5 protein-coding genes are annotated in these 21,730 nt (G+C 67.9%); 4 read left to right on the top strand and 1 reads right to left on the bottom strand.

What is annotated here, in order from left to right; all coding sequences use genetic code 11:
- The first annotated feature begins 47 nt into the window (after positions 1-47).
- A complete protein-coding gene (locus tag CLV67_RS15700; protein ID WP_106318880.1) occupies positions 48-1,940 on the top strand; it encodes a prolyl oligopeptidase family serine peptidase in 1,893 nt (630 codons plus the stop codon).
- Between the two features lie 727 nt (positions 1,941-2,667).
- Here CLV67_RS15700 and CLV67_RS15690 read toward each other — a convergent pair.
- A complete protein-coding gene (locus CLV67_RS15690) occupies positions 2,668-7,569 on the bottom strand; it encodes a hypothetical protein (protein ID WP_106318876.1) in 4,902 nt (1,633 codons plus the stop codon).
- 378 nt (positions 7,570-7,947) lie between these two features.
- Here CLV67_RS15690 and CLV67_RS15685 point away from each other — a divergent pair, with 378 nt between their 5' ends.
- The 3 genes from CLV67_RS15685 to CLV67_RS15675 all read left to right on the top strand — a co-directional run bounded on the left by CLV67_RS15685 (position 7,948) and on the right by CLV67_RS15675 (position 21,727).
- On the top strand, positions 7,948-14,286 hold the full coding sequence (locus CLV67_RS15685; RefSeq protein ID WP_239166188.1) for an RHS repeat domain-containing protein: 6,339 nt from the start codon (positions 7,948-7,950) through the stop codon (positions 14,284-14,286).
- Between the two features lie 273 nt (positions 14,287-14,559).
- Positions 14,560-14,961: a hypothetical protein gene (locus tag CLV67_RS15680; RefSeq protein WP_146169165.1), complete on the top strand. Its 402-nt coding sequence runs from the start codon at positions 14,560-14,562 to the stop codon at positions 14,959-14,961.
- A 202-nt stretch (positions 14,962-15,163) separates the two neighbouring features.
- Positions 15,164-21,727 (top strand): RHS repeat-associated core domain-containing protein, encoded by a 6,564-nt coding sequence (locus CLV67_RS15675; RefSeq protein ID WP_203736983.1) that lies wholly within the window; start codon positions 15,164-15,166, stop codon positions 21,725-21,727.
- Positions 21,728-21,730: the final 3 nt, after the last annotated feature.

The raw sequence follows: 21,730 nt of genomic DNA, 5'->3' as shown, positions 1-21,730 counted from the left end.
ATTTTAATGGCGGGCCGAGGGCGATCGATGTTGGCAGACTGGCCCGCATGACGGAGCTCAGCGCTGAACTCGTGGTCGACGGCCGTGTTCCGCGGGCGCCGGTGATCTCACCGGACGGGCGCCGGCTCTGCCACATCGTCTCGCCCGGCTGTGTGACCGGCGACCGTCTCGACACCGAGCTGTGGCTCACCGACCTCGACGGTGACGGCGTGCCGTGGCGGGTCACCTCGGACCCGGCCACCGTGTCGCAGCCGTGCTGGTCGGCCGACTCGGAGACGCTGTTCTTCCTCTCCGACCGGGCGGAACGCGGCACGCCGCAGCTGCACGCTCTCGCCGGCGGTGAGGTCACCGTCCTGACCGGCTGGCGTGCCGGTGTCTCCGGCCATCTGCCGCTCGCCGGCCCCGGCCTGATCGCGCTGCTGGCCGAGGACGAACCCACCGAGGAGGACGAGCGCCGGGCCCGCGAGCGGGACGACGCCGTGGTCGCGGGTCAGAGTGAGGCGCACGACCGCCTGCGGTTGCTCGATCCGCGTACCGGCGTCATCACCACGCCTGACGTGTTCGCCGGCCGGCACGTCGTGGAGCTGCGGCAACGGCCCGGCGGTGGCCCGCTCGCCGTGCTGACCCGTGCCAGTGCCGACAGCGACTACGGCCCGCGGACCGGCCGGCTGCACCTGTTCGATCCGGTCACCGGCAGCGCCGAGGACCTCGGACCGGTCGACGCGGACGCGTACTCGCTCGCCTGGTGGACCGCCGAGGACGGCTGGCATCTCGGCTGGATCGCGCTGACGCCGCCGGTGCTGCAGGCCGGCACGGCCGTGTTCGACCTGGCCCTGACCAGCGGAGTCCGCAGCAACCGCACCGAGGGCACGCCGGTGTGCCCGACCGCCCTCCGCCAGACCGGCGCGGCACCGCTGGTCGTGCTCGCGGACGGGTTGAACACGACCGTGGCCTGCCTCGACGCCATCGGTCTCACCGTCCTGGCGCGGCATCCGGGACGCCTCGACGACGTCACCGTCAGCGTCGACGGCATGCGGATCGCGGCACTCACCGGCGGCCGCCACGAGCCCGCAAACGTCCACGCCGGGCCACCGGCCGGGCCGTTGCGGAAGATCACCGACACCAGACCCGAGATCAACGGCATCCTTCTGGGTACGCAACAGCCGCTGCATTATTGCGCCGGCGACGGCCTCGCACTCGACGGCCTGCTCGTGCTGCCCGCCGGGAAGACCGCCGCGGAAGGCCCGTTCCCGCTGGTCACCATCGTGCACGGCGGGCCGTACGCCCGTTACGCCGACGCCTGTCAGCTGTTCTGGTGGCCGAGCGCCCAGTGGCTGGCCACCGCCGGTCACGCGGTGTTCCTGCCCAACCCGCGCGGTGGCCAGGGACACGGCCACGAGTTCGCCACAGCAGTCGCGGGCCGGGTCGGGCAGGAGGAGTGGACCGACATTCTGACCGGCATCGACCTGCTCATCGCCGACGGTGTGGCGGACCCGGACCGGCTCGGCATCGCCGGGTGGAGCCACGGCGGGTACATGGCCGCGTGGGCTGTCAGCCAGAGCGACCGGTTCCGGGCCGCGCTGGTCGGCGCCGGTATCGCCGATTGGGGCATGCTCGCCGCCGACGGCGAGAACGGGCTGTTCGAGGCGGCGCTCGGCGGCAGCGTCGGCTGGTCGGGGACCGGGCCGCACCCGCACGACGCGGTCAGCCCGGTCTCGTACGCCGCCCGCATCCGTACCCCGGTTCTGATCCTGCACGGTGCCGAGGACACCAACGTGCCGTACGGGCAGGCCATCTACCTGCATCGGGCGCTGCGTCACTTCGGCGTCGAGCACGAGTTCGTGACCTATCCGAGGGAGGGCCACTCCTTCCGGGAACGCAACCACCAGCTCGACGTGATGCGCCGTACCCGGGCCTGGTTCGACCGCCTGCTGAATTGACCCGCCGTTCCTGTGAGCCGCCGCCGCCCGCCCGCCGCCGTCCGCGGTCCGCCCGCCGCCGTCCGCGGTCCGCCCGCCCGCCGTCCGGCCGCCCGCCGTCCCGTCCGCGGTCCGCCCGCCGCCGTCCGCGGTCCGCCCGCCCGCCGTCCCGTCCGCCGTCCGGCCGCCCGCCGCCGCCCGCCGCCGCCGTCCGCCGCCGTCTGCGGTCCGTCCGCCGCCGTCCGCGGTCCGCCGTCCCGTCCCGTCCGCGGTCCGCCGCCCGCCGGCCGCCCGCCGTCCGCCGGCCGCCCGCCGTCCGCCGGCCGCCCGCCGTCCGCCGGCCGCCCGCCGTCCGCCCGTCCGCCGTCCGTCCGCCGTCCGCCTGCGCGGATCTTGTGAGGTTTGGGCTGCTGCGGCGGCGCAACCTCTCAAGATCGGCGGGTGTCTCCCGCCTTCCGGCGGATCTTGTGTGGTTGGGGTGGCTGGGGCGGCCGAACCTCACAAGATCTGGCCGGTGGCCGGTGGCCGGTGGCCGGTGGCCGGTGGCCGGTGGCCGGTGGCCGGTGGCCGGTGGCTGGTGGGCGGTGGGCGGCGGCTGGTGGCTGGTGGCCTCCACCGGTCGACGCCCGCCTCGCAGATGTTGTGAGGTTGCGACGCGTTGCTGTGACTCCGATCGGCAGGGACGTGTGACGGGTCCGGGGGTGGTGCCCGCCAAAGCGGGCACCACCCCCGGAGCGGTGTGCGGGTGCTACTCGCTGATGCGGACGTCGTCGATGAAGCCGCGGTAACCGCCGGTGTTGGCCGGCTGGTCGTAGCCGACGTTGATCTGGGTGATCAGCTTGCCGTTGCCGAAGCCGCCGAGCGGGACGACGACCTCGTTCCAGGTGTCCATCGTGAGCTTGTTGCACTGGTAGGCCGGGTGCGCCCGGTCACCGGTCTGGTCGACGGCCATGCTGTCGCGCAGGTTGCTCGTGGTGCCGGTGACCTGGTCGACGATGCCCAGGTCGAGCGCGACACAGGTGCTGTTGCTGCCGCTGACCATGCTGCTCGTGGCGGTGCTCTGCGGCCAGATCCAGTACCTGAGCTTGGTGGTCGGTGTGATGGGAACGCTGTTGACCTGGTACGCCCTGGTGTAGGCGTACGAGGAGGTGGCCGTGTCGGTCAGGTCCTTTCCGGAGTACATCACCGTGTTGGTGCCGGTGTGGGCGCCTCCGGGTGGAGTGCTGGTGCCGACGAGTTCGGCGCCGGGCAGGTTGCAGCAGATGCCTCCCACGTTGACCGAGGTGTTGGTGGCGACCAGGCTGTTGAGCCAGGTCAGCGCCGGCTCGCCGGCCTCCGAGCCGCTGAAGAACTGCGGCGCCGACACCACGTTGGTGATCTTGATGTCGTCGATGAAGCCGCGGTAGCCGCCGGTGTTGGCCGGCTGGTCGTAGCCGATCGTCACGGTCTCGATCTGCTTGCCGACACCGGACGTGCCGACCGGCACCACGACCTCGTTCCAGGTGTCCAGCGTCAGCTTGCCGCACTGGTACGCCGGGTGCGCCCGGTTGCCGCGCTGGTCGACGAGGCTCGAGTCGCGCAGGTTGGTGCCGTCGGTGTAGACCAGATCGATCGCGACGCAGGTGCTGTTGCTGCCGCTGACCATGCCGGAGGTGGCGGTGCTCTGCGGATAGATCCAGTACGACAGGACCGCGTCCCGCCGCAGGGTCAGGTGCCGCAGATCGAACGCCTTCAGGTAGGCGTACGAGTAGGTCAGGTCGTTGTCCTTGCCGGAGTAGAACAGCACGCCGGTTCCGGTACGGGCGCCGTCCGCCTCCGCCACGCTGTTGGAGGTGGCCAGCTCGGGTCCGGTCAGCGAGCAGCAGACCCCGCCCACGTTCATCGCCGCGCCGTGCCCGGCGCCGATGTCGACGGTGTTGCGCCAGTTGGCGCGGGGCTCGCCGGGCTCCATGCCGGTGGCGAACGTGGTCGCGGCCGCGGACGGGATCGGTGCCGGCCGGGTCCAGACCTTGTTCCACGTCTGCACGTTGGAGATCTTGCCGCCGAAGTAGCCGGCGGTCGCGGTTCCGCTGCCGCTGCGGTGCGAACCGATGCGCAGGCCGGCGTCACCGCTACCGGGCGTCCACTTGGTGTTGTGGATGGCCTGGCCCGCGTTGCTGCCGTTGAGGTAGAGCATCAAGGTGCCGTAGGTGGCGTTGTAGGTGACGGTGATCTGCGACCAGACACCCCAGGTCGCGCTGCCGGCCGGTGCGATGGCGGTGTCCCACCCCGGGCTCGTCACGTCGCTGTGGCTCATGGCGGCCCGCCAGGACTGGTCGGACGGATCGGCCCAGAGCTTGAGCGCGGCCGTGTTCGCGCCGCCCAGCGACAGCACGGTGCCACCGGTGAGCGGTTTGGCCCAGACACTCACGGTGAAGTCCGTGTCGGTCCGGATCGGGCGTGCCGCGGTGGTCAGGTAGCCGGTCCGGCTCGCGGCGGCGACGTCGGCGCCGTTGAGCTCGACCGAGGGGCTGAACAGGTCGCCGGTGTCCCAGGAGGTGGCGGCCGTGGCCGTACCGCCGGCGGACGTGCCCGAGGCGTTCATGGTGCCGACCACGTCCTTGGCCGCGCCGGAGCCCACCACACCGGTCTCGGCGTCGTTGAGCAGCCACAGGTGGTTGCCGGTCGCCATGGTCTGGTTCGGCTGTGCGGTGACCTTGGGCGTGCCGTTCAGGTCGCTGAGCAGGTGTGCCGTGACCGTGGCGCCGCTGCCGATCGTCCACAGGTCGGCGTCGCCGTCACGATCGATGTCGGCCGCCTGCAGGGTGGCGGCGGTGGTACGCCAGCCGGACGTGGCGATGGTGTGCTGGGTGTAGGTCAGCTCACCGGTCGTGAAGTCGAGGTTGCGCCACAGGTACAGCGCCCCGGCGCCGCGGTTCCACAGGTACATCTCGGTGCCGGCGCTGGTCCGCGTGGCGGCGATGGTCCAGTTGTTCCAGTCGCTGCCGCCGGTCGGTGTCGCCGTGGTGAGCGTGTAGGGGAACTGGAAGCTGGCGGGGCCGCTGGTGATGTAGTAGTTCAGGTGGTGGCCGGCGGTGGCGTTGCCGGCGATGCCCAGCAGGTCGGGGTAGACGTCGCCGTACCCGATGATGTCGCCGACGCCGGTGATCTGCGCGGGCTGGCTGTCCGGGACATAGTCACTGGTGACGTCGCTGAATTCGAGCAGCTTGTCGGCGGTGACGGTGAACTGGTTACCCGAGTCGGGCAGCAGGACCGAGCCGTCGCCGTTGCCGCCGATGACCGAACCGCTGCCGGCCTTCTCGCCGGTCGGGTAGTAGACCATCACGTCCAGCATGCCGTTGCCGGTGAACGCGCCGGTGACGACCTGTGCTCCGTTGTAGGAGGCCGGCGCCTTGGTGCCGGTGGTGCCGTTGCCGTACACGCCGATGTTGGTGCCGAACGCGGCCACCTGGCCGTTGTTCTCACCACCGGCGACCCACAGACCGGGCGGCAGGTCGTTGCCGCCACCCACGGCGACCACGTCGGCGAAGTCGTCGCCGGTCAGGTCGTCGGGCTGGGCGGGCTTGGCCGGTGCGGCGTTGAAGATCTCGGTGCCGGTCTCACCGATGTTGCCTGCGGCGGACTTGCTGGTCACCGCGACGATGTTGGTGAACCGGGTGGGTACGACCTGGGCCGTGGCGTTGCCGGAGGCGTCGGCCGACACACTGATCGGAGCGCCGCCGTTGAGCTGGACCAGGTAGCCGGCCGGCGCGGTGCCCTTCTCGTTGCGCGTGATGTTGATGGTGACCATCCGGCCGATCTGGGCGCCGACGACCGTCACGCCGGGAGCACCGGTGCGTGTGGGGTCGTAGCGGAACTTACAGGTCGGCGACCAGTCCTTGGAGTGGTGGCTGGTGTCGGACGGGACCTCGGCGTAGTCGGTGGTCCGGATCTTCCACGAGAACTCGGTGATGGTGCCACCGGACGTCTGACCGGCCGGCACTCCGGACGCCGTCCGCAGGATGGCCGGCGAGATGTCCATGACGGGGGTCGTGTTGTTACCGGCCGTGAACGTCTTCATGTTGGACGTGGCCAGGGCGGTCTGGCTGGTGTCGCTGGTCTTCCACAGCTTGAACTCCAGACCCATGGTGTCCTTGTTGGGGTCCGAGACCGTCGCGAACAGCTTCACCGGGCCGTCACCGATGGCGGTGGACGGGCTGGCAGAGCACGACGTGGTCGGGCTCGTCTTCAGACCGGTCGGGATGTTCGGCCGGTGGTTGTAGAGGATGGTCATCTTGACCGTCGACAGGTCGAACTTCTTCCAGCCGTCGACGTCGGACTCACTGCCCGCCTTCAGCATGAAGGTCCGGGTGGTGTTGTTGTTCTTGACGTCGTTGGCGATGGTGCTGGTCACGACGAACGCCTCGCCCTTGGCGGGGCAGCTGGAGTTGTAGCCGTGGGCGAAGCTCTTGGACTGCACCGCGCTGCCGAGCGAGACACCGTCCCAGGCGTTCCACGTCGCGTTGCCGGACGTCAGGTCCGTGGACGGCGCGTACATGTTGATGGTCGAGGCGGTGCAGTTGTACGACCAGACGTTGGTCATGTTGATCACTGCTGACGAGATCGTGGCGTCCTTGAGCAAGGACACCGGCACGGTGAAGTTCAGCAGCGTACGCGCCTTGATCTGCAGGCCGTTGTACCCGGTGGGGGAGTAGCCGACCTGGAGCCGGTTGTTCGGGTCGGTGGTGTCCTTCCAGTAGTTCGTGCCGGGGAACTGCTCGGCCACCGTCGCCCAGCCCGACGGGGTGGGCCCGCTGGACTGCCAGTTGAACTCGGGGTCGATGTAGATCGGGTACTTGGCCGCCGGGTCCTTCAGCAGCTTCTCCGCGTTCAGGGTGATGCCCTTCGCGGCGACTGCCATGTCCAGCGGCGCCACCTTGGCCGAGATCCCGGGACCGTCGGCGCTCGACGACTCGGGTGCGACCTCCGCGGGGTTGCCGGCTCCCTTGAGTCCGGCCAGCTTCCTCGAGGCCGCCGGGGTGGGTGGTGCCGAGTCCCACATGACCGGCGTCGGTGCGGTCAGGACCGTACGGCCGGCGCGGTCCTTGCCGACCAGGTTGCCGGCCTTGTCCTCGGTGAGCTTGAGGCCCTTCGCCTTGGTGGAGAGGGTGAGCTTCTTCAGGGCCGGGTCGGCGGCCGCGGCCGCGTCGCGCACGACGAAGACCTCGGAGAAGCCGCCGAACTTCGTGGCACGCACCTCCAGGTCCACGCCCGGCAGCACGCCGGCGTAGGTGGCCGTGTCACCGGCGATCGACGGTTTCGGCAGCTTCATGGGTGCGCCGAGCTCGAACGACTGCCCGGCGCCGGACAGCTTCGCGAGGGGACCGGTGCCGCCGCCGGAGAGCACGACCGGTGTGGTGGACACGGCCGGGCTCAGTGACCCGTCCGGGTTGCGGACCAGCGTCGCGTCCAGGTCCTTCCACTTGCCGGCCACCCGCTTACGGGCCGGAGCCAGCGAGCGGGTCAGGGTCAGGGTGCCGTTCGGATTGGCGGTCACCAGGTCGGTCGGGGTCGTGGCGCTGTCCACGGTGATCGACCGGCCCGACTTACGGGCCTGAGCGAGAGCCTGCTCCTGGGTCAGCGGACCCGGTGCCGGTGCTGACTTGGCCACTTCGCCGATGATCGGGGCCGCAGTGGCCGGAGCCGGGATCGTTATACCGGCGAGCACTGTCGCCAGGCTGGTTGCCGCGACCAGCCAACGAGGCCGCAGACGGTTTTCAGGCATCGTGAAGTCTTCCCCGCAAACGAGAGCGGCAGGAGTCCGTCCGCGTCGAGACATGCCCCTGCCTGGATCAGTTGGTGATCACCTGGCCGGAACGCCGCGCGTTCCGGTGGTTATGGCACGGGCCACGCCGATACCGTCTGATCTTCGACTCTCATCTCGCTCTCAGCGGACTCTCACCGGGCTCTCATGGCCGCCTTCTGGTGACCTGGATCACAAAATGGGGGTGATGATCATGCGAGATTCACGGTCGTGAGATTGAGGTACTTGCATCCATCCTTCCCACGGGAAGCCCTTCGAAGCCGGATCGCCCGGCATTTTCTCGCGACCACCTGCGCGACGTTCTCGATCCTTCTGCTCGCCGACGGTGTGGCGGTGGCGAGTCCGGCGAGCCGTGGCACCGCATCCCCGGAGCCGGCGCCGCCACCGGCGGTGAGTGCGGGGCGTGCGGTCGACGGTGTCTTCGCGGTGAAACCGAAGACGGCCGCGAAGAAGCCGGATCCCGCGGAGCAGGCGTTCACGCCGACCGCGACGAAGCTTCCCTCCACGGCGCGCGCGTCGATCCGGCTCAACGGATCCACGAAATCCCGGGCGACCGGTTCGCCGGTGTGGGCACAGGCGGCACCCGCGTCCGGAACCACCGCGAGCGTGTCCGACCTGGACGTTCACGTGCTTGGCCAGGACACCGCACAGCGGCTCGGCATCAGGGGTGTCGTCCTGAGCGCGTCGTCGGCGAAGGCGGGCCGGGCGCGGCTGGGCCTGGACTATGCCGGGTTCGCGGAGGCGTACGGCGGCAACTTCGCCTCCCGCCTGCGGCTGGTGCGTCTGCCGTCGTGTGCGCTGACCACCCCCGAGGTGGCCGCGTGCCGCAAGCCTGCCGAGGTCGCGGCGGCCAACGACGTGAAGGCGCAGAGCGTCTCGGCCGTCGTGGACGTACCCGCCGCGCAGTCGCTGGTACTGGCCGCGGTCGCGAGTTCCGGTGAGGACGGCGCCGACGGCGGCACCTACGCGGCGACCAAGCTGTCGCCGTCGGGGAACTGGTCCGGCGGCGGCAACAGCGGCGCCTTCACCTACAGCTATGCGGTCACCGTGCCGCCGGCGGCCTCGAGCCTGGTGCCCGACGTCGCGCTGAGTTACAACTCCTCTGCTGTCGACGGCAAGACGGCCTCGACACAGGCGCAAGCGGACTGGGCGGGGGACGGCTGGTCGACTCCGGAGTCGTACATCGAGCAGACGTTTGTTTCGTGCGCGGAAGAACCGCAGGGGAAAGCGGCACCGAAGAAGATCTACGACCAGTGCTACAACGGTCCGATCCTGACCATGTCACTGAACGGGCAGGCGTCCTCCATCGTCTGGGACGCGGACAAGAAGACGTGGAAGGCCGAGAAGGACAGCGGCGAGGTCATCAAGAAGGAGACCGGCACCGGCAACGGGTCCGACGCCGCCGACACCTCGTACTGGACGATCACGACACGCGACGGAACCGTCTACCAGTTCGGCCGGAACCAGCTCCCGGGCTGGACGCAGGGCAAGGCCCGCACCAACTCCGTCGACACGGTCCCGGTCTACTCACCCCACGCCGGCGGGCCCTGCTACAACGCGGACGGGTTCGACAAGTCCTGGTGCCAGACGGCATATCGCTGGAACCTCGACTACGTCACCGACGTCAACAACAACGCGATGGCCTACTACTACCACCAGGACACCAACAAGTACGGCCGGTTCGAGGGAGCCGCCAACGCGACGTACGTGCGTGACAGCCGGCTCGAGCGCATCGACTACGGATTCACCGACGGCAACGCCTACGGCACCGTGCCCGACCGGATCGAGTTCGCGACCGGTGACCGATGCGTCAGCGGGACCTGTCAGCCGCTGAACAGCGCCAACAAGGCGAACTGGCCGGACGTCCCGTTCGACCTGATCTGCGCCACCGAATCGACCTGCAAGAACTGGTCACCGTCGTTCTTCTCCACGGCCCGGCTCGCGTCGATCACCACACAGCAGTACTCGACCGCGACCGGCCAGCACGAGCGGGTCGACGGCTACGCGCTGCAGCACACGATGCCGGCCACCGGTGACGGCACCTCCCCGACGCTGTGGCTGAACTCGATCACCCGGACCGGTTACAGCGCCGGCCAGGCGATCACGCTTCCGGCGGTGACGTTCGACAGCGTCAAACTGCAGAACCGCGTGGACAGTACGACGGACGGGCTCAGCGCGTTCTACCGGCACCGGATCCGGCAGATCACCACCGAGTCGGGTTCCGTCATCACGGCCACCTACGGGCGTACCGACGTCTGTGCCACACCCGTCACGCTCGACGCGGCGACGAACACCTCGTCGTGCTACCCGGTGCGCTGGACCCCGCCGGCCTACACGGCGCCCACCACCGACTGGTTCAACAAGTACGTCGTCACGAAGATCACCGAGACGGATCCCACCGGCGCGGCCGCCGCCAAGACCACCGGATACGCCTACCTCGGGGGCATCGCCTGGCATTACGACGACAACGAGATCGTCAAGGCCAAGCACCGCACCTACGGACAGTTCCGTGGATACGCCAAGGTGCAGACCCGCGTCGGTGACCTCACCAACGACGCGCAGACCCTCGGCGAGGAGGCCTACTACCGCGGCATGAGCCGCAACAACAACTCGACCGTCGTGAACGTGACCGACTCCCAGGGCGGGAAGCACGAGGACGACGACCGTCTGGCCGGCCGGGTGCTCGAATCCACCACCTATCGCGGCGACGGCGGCCCCGCGGACTCCTCCACGATCACCTCGTACTGGATCTCGGACGCGACGGCGACCCGGACCCGCACCGGCCTGACCGCACTGACCGCGAAGTGGGTCGCACCGGTCACGACTCTCAGCCGCCAGCGAACCACCAGCAGCGGCAGCGCCGCATATCGATTCACCGAGACCGCCAACTCGTACGACACGAGTATCACCAGCCCGACGTTCGGCCTGGTCAAGCACACCTACTCGCACGCGGTCCCGGTCGACGCCAAGTACGACAGGTGCGTCACGAACACGTATGCGCCGGTCAACACCGCCAAGAATTTGGTGGGCCTGCTCGCCGGGGTCGACACGGTGTCGAAGGCCTGCGCCGGTTACAGCACCGGCAGCATCAACACGCTCACCGCCCCCACCGGAACCATCGGACGCGACCAGCGTGTCTCGAACGAGCGGTTCTACTACGACGTCGTGGACTTCGACGCCACCTTCCCGCAGGTGAAGACGCCGAGCCGCGGTCTGCGCACCATGCAGCGCAAGGCCGAGGACTGGAACGGCACGGCCTACACCTACCGCACGGTGTCGCGGGCCGAGTACGACGGCTACGGCTTCCAGACCGCGACGTACGACGGCAACGACGGCAAGAAGGCCACCACGCGCAGCCTCAACGCGGTGGGTCTGGTCATCGGCACCAAGGAGACGAACGCGCTCGGCCAGGACGTGACCACCGTTCTGGATCCGCGACGGCACCTGCCGCTGACCAGTTCGGACCTCAACGACGTGGTGACGACGCGCTCGTACGACGCTCTGGGCCGGGTCACCGGCGTATGGGCCAACTCCCGTACCACCGACCTGCCGGCCAACTACAAGTACACCTATGTGCTGTCGAAGACCGGGGTCTCCTCGGTCACCACGGAGCGGCTGAACGAGTCCTCCGCCTACCAGGTATCCACCCTGATCTACGACGGGATGCTGCGGGAACGGCAGACCCAGAGGATGACGCCGCGTGGCGGCCGGTCGGTCACCGACAAGTTCTACGACAGCCGCGGCTGGACCAGGGCCACCTACGACAACTGGTGGGACGACAGCGCGACACCGAACACCACCCTGATCTCGGCCGCCGACCTGAAGAAGCAGGTCGACACCCAGACCCTGTTCACCTACGACGGTCTCGGCCGCGCCGTGAAGCAGGAGCAGGCCAAGAACAACCAGGTCCAGCCGAAGGAGACGACGACCAAGGTCTACGCCGGTGACGCCGTCACGGTGTTCCCGCCCGCCGGTGGCACGGTCAAGACCGACCACGTCGACCTGCTCGGACGCACGGTCAAGACCGACAGCTACAAGTCCACGCCGACGCTGACCGCGCCGGCGAACACCTTCACCGGCGACTGGACGGTCAGTGGCGGTTCCAGGGTCACCTCGACGTTCGGTTTCAACGGTCAGGGGCTGCAGGACACGACGACGGACCAGACCGGTAACACGTGGACGTCGACGTTCAACCTGCTCGGTCAGATCCTCACCAAGTCCGACCCCGACTCGGGCACCGTGAAGGATCTGAAGTACGACGGCAACGGCAATCTGACCCAGTCCACCGACTCGCGCGGAAAGACGATCTCCTTCACGTACGACAGGCTCGGCCGGAAGACGGGCACGTACGCCTCGGCAATCGACGGGCAGAGCCCGGCGAACAAGGTTGCCGAGTGGGTCTACGACAACTCCGACAACGCCGTGCCCGGCATGACCCACCCACTCGGTGAGCTCACGTCGAGCACCGCGTACCGGGGTTCCGGCCGCGACGCGTACAAGGTGCAGCAGAACAACTTCAACGAGTTCGGATCCTCGCGCGGCGCGACCGTCACCGTTCCGGCCGTCGAAGGTGCGCTGGCCGGCACGTACACCTTCAGCAAGCTGTACACGCCGGTGACCGGCCTGGTCAGCCGGGAGATCTACCCGGCCAGGGGCGGCCTGCCGGCCGAGACCGTCAGTTACGGCTACTCCGGCGTCATGGACATGCCCAACACCGTCGGCGGCCTGGCCGCCTACGGCAGCGGGGTGACCTACGACGCGCAGGGCCGGGTGCTGCAGCAGGTCTTCGGCAGCTCACCCAACTACGGCTACGTCACCAACACCTGGGATCCGCACACCGGCCGGCTCACCAGCCAGGCGGTCACCCGGCAGTCCGGAAGCCCGTCGACCGTCAACCAGACCGATCTCACCTACGACGCCATCGGCAACATCACCCAGATCGCCGACACGCGCTCCGGGGACGCCGCCCTCAAGGAGACGCAGTGTTTCCGGGTGGACGAGCTGCGGCGCCTCCGGGCCGCGTGGACCGCGAACGTGGACTGCGCGACCGAGCCGACCACGGGCAACCGGGCGATGGTCGGTTCCCGGCTCGGCGCCGGAAGCGCGTACTGGACCAGCTGGAGCTTCAACGACCTCGGCGACCGGACCAGCCAGACCCAGTACTCGACGTCCGGTGGGGCCGACACCGTCACCGACTACACCTACAACGGCAACGCCAAGGGTCAGCCGCACACTCTCACCAAGGCCGGCACCAGCAGCTTCAGCTACGACAGCGCCGGCAACATGATCAGTCGCAACGCCGGCAACGGATCGCAGAGCCTCGAGTGGGACGACATGGGTCGCCTCACGGCCGTCACCGGCGGCACCGGGGGAGACAGCACCTTCATCCACGACGCCGACGGCAACGTCCTCCTGCAGAAGGAACCCGGGAAGTCGACGCTCTACCTGTCCGGTCAGCAGATCACGCTCAACACCGCGACGGCAGCGCAGACCGGCGTCCGCTACTACCCGCTGCCCGGCGGTGGCAACGCCGTCCGCACCGGGACCGGGACCAGTTACGGGTTTGCCATCGGCGACCACCATGGCACGCCCACGGTCTACCTCGACGCGTCCATGTCCACGCCCACATGGCGCCAGTACACGCCGTACGGTGCTCCGCGCGGTGCGGCCGCCACGGTGCCCGACAACCGCGGCTTCCTCAACAAGGTCCTCAACGGCACGACGGGACTCACGCAGGTCGGCGCCCGGAACTACGACCCCGTCGTCGGCCGGTTCATCAGCGTCGACCCCGACTTCAACGAGGAAGACAGCCAGTCCTGGAACGGCTACGCGTACGCCAACAACAGCCCGGTGACGATGAGTGACCCGACCGGCCTTCGCAACGACGCGAGGGAACCGAGCTACATCAACACCTGGGACGAGCCCTACGTCGAGGTTCCGCCGGTCAACCTGGGCGAGAACAGCGGCAACTCCTCCACCGGCACCGGAACGGGCGGCACCAAGCCCAAGATCCAGAGGCTGCGGGCCAAACCGGTCGGCTGCGACGGTTTCACGGACTGCGCCAAGAGCGGCTTCCGGGACACCTGGAAATTCGCCAAGGACCATCGCGGGGCGATTGCCGGCGGGGGCGCGCTTCTGTTCTGTCTCTCACCGGGTGTCGGATGGGTCACGTGCGGAGGCGCGAGCGTGGTCGCCTTCGGTGCGCGTACCTGGGAAAAGATCGATGAGGAGGGCTGGAAGGGTAACGAGAAGGGGATCATGGTCGATGGGGCGGTCACCTTGGGTAGCGCGGGGCTGGCAGCGCCTTTCCGGCTCGCGCAGTTCGGGACCCTGAAGGGTGTGCGAACATCGGTTCCCTTCACGCCGATGAAGTTCCTGAGCTCCAAGTACAGAGATGCCCTGAGGGCTGTACAGACCGATGGGTGGAAAGAGCTGGGCGCGCTTCCTTTCACCATGAAGATGACCGGATGGACCCTTCCCGCGGTGTCGGCGCAGGTCGCTGTCGACCCTCCGAAGACCTGGGGAGAGGTGTTCACCAAGGTTCTCCCCTCCCTGATCATGTAGCGCATCGGTCGGAGCTCCGTACTCGTCTGGGGCAGGACGGGCCGGCTCACCGCACGTCGTAACAGTTCGGCCGACTTCGCCGGTGACGCAATCGCTGGCGAAGTCGGCCCGGCGGATGGCATATTTTCCTTATCCTTTTCCAAGGAGGAGGTGGGAGTCGTAGCGGGGATGAAGTCTGTTTGGCGTTCGTGGTTCTGGAATTCTGTTTCGTCTTTCGCGGCTTTGCTGATGGCATTGGCGTCGGCTGCCTCCGCAGCCTCTGAGGCGTCGACCGTGAGCGATGTCGTCAACAGGATGGTCGCTGCGGGCTTTGGGCTCGTCACGGTCGTGCTGGTGATCGTCGCAGGTCGGTGTCTGATGCTCGGTGTTGTTGTGACCGACGACAGGATTCTCGTTCGCCGCCTCGGCCGGACGTACCGTATACGCTGGTCAGAGGTGATATTCATCGGGCCGGGGCGGCTTTCCTCGGGTGTCGCCTCCCTGACGGACATGACGATTCCGGTGATCGAATGGCAACGCCCTGGTGACCGGAAGTCACGCCGTACGGAGCTGAACATTCTCGGGGGGTACGGGATTCTCGGTTCAGGGCCGCGCCTGACCGAACGTGCCCTTGCCGACCTCGGGTCCCGCTGGGAAAAATGGCGCGCCGAAAACGGGCCGGTGGACCGGGATTGAGGGTGTTTTCTGCCTGAAAATAGGTGTGGCGTGAATCACAAAATGCGGGATTTCGATGGCGTCGGGATCGTGAGAGATTCCGGGCGTGAGAATGAAGTATTTGCATTCATCATCCGAACCGATATCCCTTCGAAGTCGAGTTGATCCCGGGGCGGATCCGGTCTTACCGACGCGCCGCCGGCGAATCGCTCGGCAACTGTTCATGACGACCTGCGCCACGCTGTCGGTTCTTCTGCTCGCCGACAGCGTGGCCGTGGCGAGTCCGGCGAGCCGTGGCGCCGCATCCCCGAAACCCGTGCCACCGCCCGCGGTCAGCCCGGGACGCGCGGTCGACGGCGTCTTCGAGGTCAAGCCGAAGACGGCCGCGAAGACGCCGGATCCCGCCGAGCAGGCGTTCACGCCGACCGCGACGAAGCTTCCCTCAGCCGCGCGCGCGTCGATTCGTCTCAACGGGGCCGCGAAGGCGCGGGCGGCCGGTTCGCCGGTGTGGGCACAGGCCGCCCAGGCGACCACGACCGCCGCGGTGTCCGAGGTGGACGTGCAGGTCCTGGGCCAGGACAAGGCGCGGCGCCTGGGAATCGACGGCGTGGTCCTGAGCGCGTCGTCGGCGAAGGCGGGTCGGGCGCGGCTGGGCCTGGACTATGCCGGGTTCGCGGAGGCGTACGGCGGCAACTTCGCCTCTCGTCTGCGGCTGGTGCGGTTGCCGTCGTGTGCGCTGACGACCCCTGAGGTGGCCGCGTGCCGTAAGCCTGCCGAGGTGGCGGGGACCAACGACGCCAGGACGCAGAGTGTGTCGGCGGTCGTGGACGTGCCCGCGGAGCAGTCGCTGGTGCTGGCCGCCGTGGCGAGCGCCGGCGAGAGTGGCGCGGCCGGTGGCTCGTATGCGGCGACGAAGCTGTCGCCGACCGGGACGTGGGCCGGTGGTGGCAGTACCGGTGGGTTCAGTTACAGCTATCCGGTGACGGTGCCGCCGGCGGCGTCGGGTCTGGTGCCGGGTGTGGCGCTGAGCTACAACTCGTCGGGCGTGGACGGGCAGACCGTGTCGACGCAGGCGCAGGCGAACTGGGCGGGGGACGGCTGGTCGACTCCTGAGTCGTACATCGAGCAGACGTTTGTTTCGTGTTCGGAGAAGCCGCAGGGCAAGGACGCGCCGAAGAAGATCTACGACCAGTGTCACAACGGTCCGATTCTGACCATGTCGCTGGATGGCCGGTCGTCGTCGCTGGTGTGGGACGAGACCAAGAAGGTGTACAAGGCCGAGGACGACAACGGCGAGGTGATCACCAAGGTCGCCGGTGGTGACAACGGGTCCGGTGCCAAGGACACGTCGTACTGGCAGGTCACCATGCGTAACGGTGCGGTGTTCCAGTTCGGGCGCAACCAGCTGCCGGGGTGGACGTCGGGCAAGCCGCGCACCAACTCGGTCGACACGGTGCCGGTGTACTCGCCGTTCGCGGGGGACCCGTGTTACGACTCGGCGGGCTTCGACAAGTCGTGGTGCACGACGGCGTACCGCTGGAATCTGGACTACACCAAGGACGCCCACGGCAACGCCATGGCGTACTACTACCACCAGGACACCAACGTCTACGGCCGGTACGAGGGCGCGACGAAGACCTCGTACGTGCGTGACAGCTGGCTGGAACGTATCGACTACGGGTTCACCGACGGCAACGCCTACGGGACCGTGGCGAACCAGGTGGTGTTCGGCACCGGTGACCGCTGTGTGTCGGGCACCTGCCAGCCGCTGAACAGCACGAACAAGGCGAACTGGCCGGATGTGCCGTTCGACCTGATCTGCGCCCCGGGCGCGGAGTGTGACAACTGGTCGCCGTCGTTCTTCGCGACCGTGCGGCTCGCGTCGATCACGACGAAGCAGTACTCGACGGCGACCGGCCAGCACGAGCGGGTCGACGCCTACACGCTGGCGCACACGATGCCGGCCACCGGTGACGGCACCTCGCCGACGCTGTGGCTGAACTCGATCACCCGGTCCGCTTACGCGGGGAGCCCGGCGATCACGTTGCCGTCGGTGACGTTCAGCAGCGAGAAGCTGCAGAACCGGGTCGACACCGTCACCGATGGCCTGCCGGCGTTCTACCGGCACCGGGTGCAGCAGATCAAGACGGAGTCGGGGTCGGTCATCACCGTCACCTACGGCCGCAAGAACGCGTGCACCGCCCCGGTGACGCTGGCCCCGGCGACGAACACCTCGGCGTGCTACCCGGTGCGCTGGACGCCGCCGCTGTACACCGAGCCGTTCACCGACTGGTTCAACAAGTACGTCGTCACCAAGGTCACGCAGACGGACCCGACCGGTGGCGCTGCCGCCCACACGACCAGCTACGACTACCTGGGTGGCGCGGGCTGGCACTACGACGTGAACGAGCTGGTCAAGCCGAAGTACCGCACGTACGGGCAGTTCCGCGGGTACGGCAAGGTCCAGACCCGCGTCGGCGACCTCACCAACGACAAGCAGACGCTGTCGGAGGCCACCTACTTCCGCGGGATGAGCAAGAACAACAACACCACGGTCGTGCAGTTGACCGACTCTCAGGGTGGCAAGCACGAGGACCTCGACGACCTGTCGGGGCGGGTGCTCGAGTCGACCAGCTACCGCGGTGACGGTGGGCCGGCTGAGTCGTCGACGATCAACACCTACTGGATCTCGGCGCCGTCGGCGACCCGTACCCGCACCGGTGTTCCCGCCTTGAACGCGACCTGGATCTCACAGGCGTCGACGTTCCAGCGGCAGCGGATCAACTCCGGTGGGACCCCGTCCTACCGGCTCTCGCAGACGAACAACTCCTACGACGACGACGTCAACAGTTCGCTGTTCGGCACGCTGCAGCGCACCTACACCCACTCGGTGCCGGTAGACGCCAAGTACGACACGTGCGTCACCAACACGTACGCCCCGATCAACAAGGATCGCAACATCGTCGGGCTGCTCGCCGAGGTCGACGTGGTGTCCAAGGCGTGTGGCGGCTACACCGCGGGCAGCCAGCCCTCGGCGCCGGGCAACATCAACACCCTGACCGCCCCGACCGGCGTGAACCGCCCGGCGCAGGTGGTCTCCAACGAGCGTTACTTCTACGACGACCCGGAGTTCTCGACCACGTTCCCGCAGGCCAAGGCGCCGACGCGGGGCGCGCGGACGATGGAGCGGCACGCCGACGGCTGGAACGGCAGCGCGTACACGTACAAGACGACGTCGCGGGCCGAGTTCGACAGCTACGGACACACCACGGCCGCGTACGACGCCAACGGCACCAGGACCCGCACGGCGTACAACATCAACTCGGCGGGTCTGCTCACCAGCACCACGATCACCAACGTCCTGGAGCAGGACGTCACCACCACGCTCGACCCGCGCCGGCAGCTCACCATGAGCACCACCGACGCCAACGACGTGGTCACCACCATGGCGTACGACGCGCTCGGCCGCAGCACGGCGGTGTGGTTGTACTCGCGGACCACCGACCAGCCGGCGAACAAGACGTTCTCGTACGTCATCTCGCAGACCGGTCTGTCGTCGTCGACCACGCAGACGCTCAACGAGTCGCTGTCCTACGTGACGTCCACCGAGATCTACGACGGGATGTTGCGGCCGCGTCAGACGCAGTCGATGACACCGCGTGGCGGGCGGCTGGTCACGGACACGTTCTATGACAGCCGTGGCTGGATCAAGGCGACCTACAGCGGCTGGTGGGACGACGGGAACACGCCGAACACGACGCTGGTGTCGGCCGCCGACCTGAAGAAGCAGGTCGACAACCAGACGCTGTTCACGTACGACGGGCTCGGCCGCGCGGTCAAGCAGGAACAGGCGAAGAACAACCTGGTCCAGCCGCAGGAGACGAGCACCACGGTGTACTCCGGTGACGCGGTCACCGTGTTCCCGCCGGCCGGTGGCATCGTCAAGACCACCTACACCGACCCGCTCGGCCGTACCGACAGGATCGACGACTACCAGACCCGGCCCACGGTCACCGAACCGGCGAACACGTTCACCGGCGAGTTCACCGTCACCGGCGGCGCGAAGACCACCTCGACGTACGGGTTCAACGGCCAGGGCCTGCAGAACACGATCACCGACAAGGCCGGCAACACCTGGTCCACCACGTACAACATGCTCGGCCAGGCCACCGAGAAGTCCGATCCGGACGCCGGCAAGGTCACCGGGCTGAAGTACGACGGCAACGGCAACCTGACCCAGTCGACCGACTCGCGATCCAAGACGGTCTCGTTCAAGTACGACCAGCTGAACCGCAAGATCGGTTCGTACGCCTCGACGATCGAGAACCAGAGCGACACCAACAAGCTCGCTGAATGGGTGTACGACAACTCCGACAACGCGGTGCCCGGCATGGCGTACCCGCTGGGGAAGTTGACCTCCAGCACCAGCTACTGGGGAACCGGCCGCGACGCCTACAAGGTCCAGCAGAACAACTTCAACCAGTTCGGCTCGTCCCGCGGCGCCACGATCACCATCCCCGCCGCCGAGGGCACCCTCGCCGGCACGTACACCTTCTCGAAGCTGTACACGCCGAACTCCGGCCTGCTCAGCCGTGACGTCTACCCCTTCAAGGGCGGCCTGCCGTCCGAGACGGTCGACTACGGCTACTCCGGTGTGCTCGACCTGCCCACCACCACCGTCGGTCTGTCCGCGTACGGCAGCGGCGTCACCTACGACGCGTGGGGCCGGGTCGTCCAGCAGACGTTCGGCAGCTCACCCAACTACGGCAACATCACCAACACCTGGGACCCGCACACGAGCCGGCTCACCAGCCAGCTCATCAGCCGCCAGACCGGCACTCCCAGCAACGTCAACCAGACCGACTTCACCTACAACGCGATCGGCGACATCGAGAAGATCGTCGACACGCGCCTGGGCGGCGCGACACCGTCGGAGACCCAGTGTTTCCGCACCGACGGCCTGCGGCGGATGCGGGCGGCCTGGACGGCGACCGACAACTGCGCCGTCGAACCCACCGAGGGCAGCCGCGCCATGGTCGGCTCCAGCCTGGGCGCCGCCAGCGCCTACTGGACCACCTGGGCGTTCAACGACCTCGGCGACCGCACCAGCCAGACGAAGTACTCACTGTCCGGCGGCGCCGACACCGTCACCGGCTACACCTACAACGGGAACGGCAAGGGTCAGCCCCACACGCTGACGTCGACCAGCACCACCGGCGGCAGCACCGGCACCACCAGCTACGGCTACGACACCGCCGGCAACATGGAGAGCCGCACCGCAGGCAACGGCAACCAGACCCTGACCTGGGACGAATCCGGCCGGCTCACCGCGATCAGCGGAAGCACGGGAGGCAACACCAGCTTCCTGTACGACGCGGACGGCGGCCTTCTCCTGCAGAAGGACCCCGGGAAGACCACGCTGTACCTGCCCGGTCAGCAGATCGTCCTCAACACCGTGGCAGGCACCCAGAGCGGGACCCGCTACTACGCGCTGCCCGGTGGTGGCGCCGCCATCCGTACCGGAACCGGCAGCAACTACAGCTTCGCGCTCGCCGACCATCACGGCACCCCGAGCCTGTACCTCAACGCCACCCTGTCGACGCCGACCTGGCGGCAGTACACCCCGTTCGGCGCAGCTCGCGGCGCTGCCGGGACCTATCCCGACAACCGTGGCTTCCTCAACAAGGTCGTCAACGGCAACACCGGCCTGATCCAGGTCGGCGCCAGAAACTACGACCCTGATACGGGCCGTTTCATCAGCGTCGACCCGATCTTCGACGGCGGCGATCGCCAGTCCTGGAACGGCTACGTCTACGCCAACAACAGCCCGGTCACGATGAGCGACCCGTCCGGTCTGCGCAACGACGCCAACGAGCCGTCCTACAAGGCGGACGCCAAGCAGACCGTCGAGGACTACAACCGGCAGCAGGCTGAGTACAACTACTGGAAGCCGATCGCGGACGAGTACAACCGCCAGTACGAGAACCACCAGAAGGCGATCCGCGAGCAGCAGAAGTGCCAGGAGAGCTGGTGGTGCCGTAACAAGTCGACCATCGTCGGCGGCGCCGTAGGCGTCGTTGTCGGCCTCGGGTGCGGCGCTGCGATCGGCTGGACCGGGGTAGGTGCAGTCGGATGTGGCGCTGCGGCCGGCGCCGCCGGTTCCTTCGTCACCGGCTGGATGGACGGTCAGCGTGGCTGGGATCTCGCAGGCACGACGGCCGTTGGAGGCCTCTTCGGCGCAGCCCTCGGCGGAGCGGGGTCGATATTCGGTTCTGGGATAAAGGGTGCATTCGGGGCTGCGGCCGGAGGCAGGATCAGCGGCTTCATCAGCGGGGCCCTGAGTGAGATGGCGAACATCGGAAAGGGCGTCCAGGGCGTACTCGGAAGTATTCGTGGTGTTTTCAGCAAGTCCCCGAGAAATCTGGCGGAGTATGCGGACTCGCTGCGTCCGACCTACAACAGTAATACCGGACCATTCTGGGCGGCGAAGTACACCTCTCCGTCAGGAAAGGTGTACTACGGGAAATCCGGCCATGATATGAAACCGCAGCCGGGAGGGGTGGTCGAATCCCTCGTCAGCAGATTCTCGCCAGCAGGTCGAGTCCATACGGGATGCGCTGAGACAATGTGCCTTATCAAAGCGGAGGCGAGGGAGGGTGCGGCCGGAGTTCGTGGGGGTCACTTCGAAGTTGTCCGAGTGAGGGCTGGTGATTCTCATGGGAGGCCGGGCGTGCCCTGTCCGACGGTCTGCCAGCCGCGGCTGAACGCGCAAGAGATTACCTACTGAGGA

The organism is Actinoplanes italicus, from assembly GCF_003001815.1.
GTDB lineage: Bacteria > Actinomycetota > Actinomycetes > Mycobacteriales > Micromonosporaceae > Actinoplanes > Actinoplanes italicus.
This window is presented reverse-complemented; position numbering and strand designations above follow the sequence as displayed.

What these genes read in the sequence shown, in the direction of transcription:
- CLV67_RS15675 (WP_203736983.1), top strand. Translation starts at nt 15,164, where the DNA reads ATGACGACCTGCGCCACGCTGTCGGTTCTTCTGCTCGCCGACAGCGTG.
- CLV67_RS15700 (WP_106318880.1), top strand. Translation starts at nt 48, where the DNA reads ATGACGGAGCTCAGCGCTGAACTCGTGGTCGACGGCCGTGTTCCGCGG.